This window comes from Amylibacter sp. SFDW26 (assembly GCF_009184395.1).
In the GTDB taxonomy this organism is placed as follows: Bacteria; Pseudomonadota; Alphaproteobacteria; order Rhodobacterales; family Rhodobacteraceae; genus Amylibacter.
This window is the reverse complement of the sequence record NZ_WEIC01000010.1, coordinates 1-3,699: the sequence shown is the minus strand read 5'-3', so window position 1 is coordinate 3,699 and position 3,699 is coordinate 1. Positions and strand designations below refer to the sequence as shown.

General features: G+C 43.1%; 2 protein-coding genes. One reads left to right on the top strand and one right to left on the bottom strand.

The window, feature by feature from the left end; all coding sequences use genetic code 11:
* Window positions 1-204 (top strand): hypothetical protein (locus tag F9L33_RS15975; RefSeq protein WP_226804201.1); only part of this gene is annotated, 204 nt, incomplete at its 5' end.
* 438 nt (window positions 205-642) lie between these two features.
* On the opposite strand, the gene F9L33_RS15655 is transcribed toward F9L33_RS15975, so the two are convergent.
* On the bottom strand, window positions 643-3,435 hold the full coding sequence (locus F9L33_RS15655) for a bifunctional aconitate hydratase 2/2-methylisocitrate dehydratase (protein WP_152143754.1): 2,793 nt from the start codon (window positions 3,433-3,435) through the stop codon (window positions 643-645).
* Between the last annotated feature and the right edge of the window lie 264 nt (window positions 3,436-3,699).

Below are 3,699 nucleotides of genomic sequence, written 5' to 3'. Positions count from 1 at the left end.
TTCCCTTTGGCGCGCCCGCCGCTCAGTGTCTCTATTATCACCGTCCGAAGCCTTCGTATCAACGTTGTCTCCGTCGGTAGGGGGGTTCTAGTGGCACTCAATCAAACCCGCAACCCCTTTTTTCAAATAATAGCATTTTTTCTTAAAAAGCTTATTTATAAAGGGAAAACAGCCCTAAAATACTCTGCAGTGCCTTACAGATAGCTGCCCACTCTGAATATAAAGCACAAAAAACAACGAAATCCTAAAATATCTAAGATTTTGGATGTAAAAAAGTCGAGATACATCAGGAATCAACGTTGAATCACGCAGCGAATCTCAATTCCGCCTATAAAAGCGAATCTATTATAATTCACTTGAATAACGAGCCGAATAAAATTTGATCATTTTAGTTTAGTGTATCTTTCGATACTTTAGAGGTGCATGCCCCCATCACTTACCTCAAAATACACTTAACTAAGTGATACGAGCACAATATCTGTGTATACTAAACGCTTAAACTGCATTGTAGACTACATCGCATGGCCAAAATTAACCAAGCGTTGGAACCTTCAAAATTTAGCATGAGACCTAAGGACAAACAAAAAAAGCAAGCTTATGTTTCCACAAGCTTGCTTTTAAATCATTAATTATCAGAGGCTCTTAGTAATGAACTGAACGTGGATCTAATGGCTTCTGTAATGGTGGCGCAAATGTCGTGAGCTCAATCCCGTCTACAGCAGCCTTATACTCTTCCATGGTTGGCGTTCTGCCAAGAATGGCTGAAAGAACCACAACGGGTGTTGAAGCCAATAAGGATTCGCCATTTTTTTCAGCCGTATCTTCAACAACGCGGCCTTTGAACAAACGAGTGGATGTTGCAAGAACAGTATCACCGCGCGCAGCTTTTTCTTGGTTACCCATACACAAGTTACAACCTGGTCGCTCGAGATATAGAATGTTTTCGTATTCAACACGCGCTGATGTCTTTGGCGCATCATCATCGAATTCAAAACCAGAGTACTTTTGCAAGATAGCCCAATCGCCCTCTTCCTTTAACTCATCAATGATGTTGTAGGTTGGTGCGGCAACAACCAAAGGTGCATTGAATTCAATCTTTTCACCTTTGCTTTCCAAGTTACGCAACATCTGGGCAACGATTTTCAAGTCACCTTTGTGAACCATACATGATCCAACAAACCCAAGATCAACATTCTTTTCACCTTGGTAGAAAGAAACAGGTCTGATTGTGTCGTGTGTATAGCGCTTAGACACTTCGACGTTGTTCACATCTGGGTCAGCGATCATCGGTTCAACGATTTCATCCAAATCAACAGTGAATTCTGCAAAGTACTCAGCGTTTGCATCAGGAGACAAAGCAGGTTTATCACCAGATTTAATCTCTGCGATACGTTTGTTGGCAATATCGATCAAGCCTTTCAAGGTTTGAGCTTCATTTTCCATACCCTTGTCGATCATAATTTGAATACGGCTTTTTGCAATCTCAAGCGATTCAATCAATGTATCGTCTTCTGAAATACAGATAGAGGCTTTCGCCTTCATTTCCGCAGACCAGTCAGTGAATGTAAACGCTTGGTCAGCAATCAATGTACCGATGTGAACTTCGATAACACGTCCTTGGAAAACGTTGTCGCCAAATTTCTTCAACATCTGTGCCTGCGTCGCATGCACAACATCACGGAAATCCATGTGATCTTGCAACTTGCCTTTGAACGTCACTTTAACAGATTCAGGAATTGGCATTGTTGCCTCACCCGTTGCCAACGCAAGCGCCACAGTTCCAGAATCCGCACCAAAGGCAACACCTTTAGACATTCTTGTATGCGAGTCGCCACCGATGATCACAGCCCAATCATCCACTGTAATATCGTTCAGAACCTTGTGGATCACATCCGTCATCGAATGGTAAACGCCCTTTGGATCACGTGCTGTGATCAAACCGAATTTATTCATGAAGCTCATAAGCTTTGGAATGTTTGCTTGCGCTTTCAAATCCCAAACAGAGGCTGTGTGACAGCCAGATTGGTATGCACCGTCAACAGTTGGGGAAATAACAGTCGCTGCCATTGCTTCCAATTCTTGGGATGTCATCAAACCTGTTGTGTCTTGCGAACCAACGATGTTCACTTTCACACGTGCATCCGAACCTGCGTGTAAAACAGTACCCTCTGAAACACCAACAGCGTTTTTGTTAAAGATTTTCTCAACAGCTGTCAGACCTTGATCCGCGTGTGATACTTCTTTCGAAGGCGCAAAAACAACTGGTGCTTTTACACCCAATGTTGCAGCTGCAAAGTTTTGCAACTTTTTACCAAAAACAATCGCGTATGAACCGCCAGCTTTGATAAATTCAATCTTTTGCGGGCTAAACGCAGAGGACACATCAACAAGTTCTTTGTCGCCGTCTTCGTTATAAAGCTTCTTCTCTTTTGTGTTGATCGTCAGAACCGTACCTGTGTTGATAGAATACGTTTGCTCCAGAAGAGGGTCATCATTGTTGCCCATGATTGGATTGCCATCAGCATCCAGTTTCTTAACCCAGTTTTTCAGATCAATGCCGATACCGCCAGTCACGCCAACAGTCGTCAAAAAGATCGGGGAAATACCGTTTGTACCACCAACAACAGGAGCAATATTCACAAAAGGAACATATGGGCTGGCTTGTTGACCTGTCCACAATGCAACGTTGTTCACGCCAGACATACGAGAAGAGCCAACACCCATTGTGCCTTTTTCTGCAACCAACATCACACGTTTACCAGGATGTTGCTTTTGCAAGTCTTGAATTTCAGCTTGTGCGGCTTCAGAAATCAAACATTTACCGTGCAATTCACGGTCAGATCTTGAGTGCGCTTGGTTACCTGGGGACAATAAGTCAGTTGAAACATCACCTTCGGCAGCAACGTAAGTCACAACTTTAACTTCTTCATCAATGTCAGGAAGCTTTGTAAAGAATTCAGCCTGTACATAGCTTTCCAAAATGTCAGTCGCGACTGCATTCCCTGCTGAATGCGCCGCCGCCAGACGGTCTGTGTCTGCTTCATATAAGAACACTTGTGTTTTCAACACTTCAGCCGCTTGTGCAGCAATCGCAGCGTCATCACCCAAAGCCAAGTCCAACAGAACCTCTACAGATGGGCCACCTTTCATGTGAGACAACAACTCAAACGCAAATTCTGGCGTGATTTCTGCAACAACCGCATCACCAAGAATAATCTCTTTTAGAAACTTAGCTTTCACACCCGCAGCACTGGTTGTGCCTGGCAAAGTGTTGTAGATGAAGAAATTAAGAGACGCTTCTCTGTGCTCATTGCCCGCATCTTTGATTTGCGCAACGATTTCACTTGTAAGTGCGCCATCATCAATAGGCTTAGGGTTCAAGCCTTGCTCTTTGCGCGTTTCAATCTCATTTAGGTAGTCTGTGTATAAGCTCATGACGGTCCCGAAGAATAAGTGTTAAATAAAGCTTAAAACCAAGGCTTAAGCCAATTGTATGCCGCAGTATACCAATACTGTTTAGCTTGCAAGATTATATGATCAACAATAAATCACGGCTTCCAGCAAGGCACCATATCTAGCTTAACGCTACAAATAGTGTTGTGCTATGCGACTATTCTTAACTTTGATATTAGATTTTTGTTTGTTTGCTGGTTTGCTTCTAAGGTAATCTATTCTGGCAGTTGATGGATATAGCTCACG

Excerpts from the sequence above, each read along its gene's own strand:
- F9L33_RS15655 (WP_152143754.1), bottom strand. The coding sequence starts at position 3,435 with ATGAGCTTATACACAGACTACCTAAATGAGATTGAAACGCGCAAAGAG.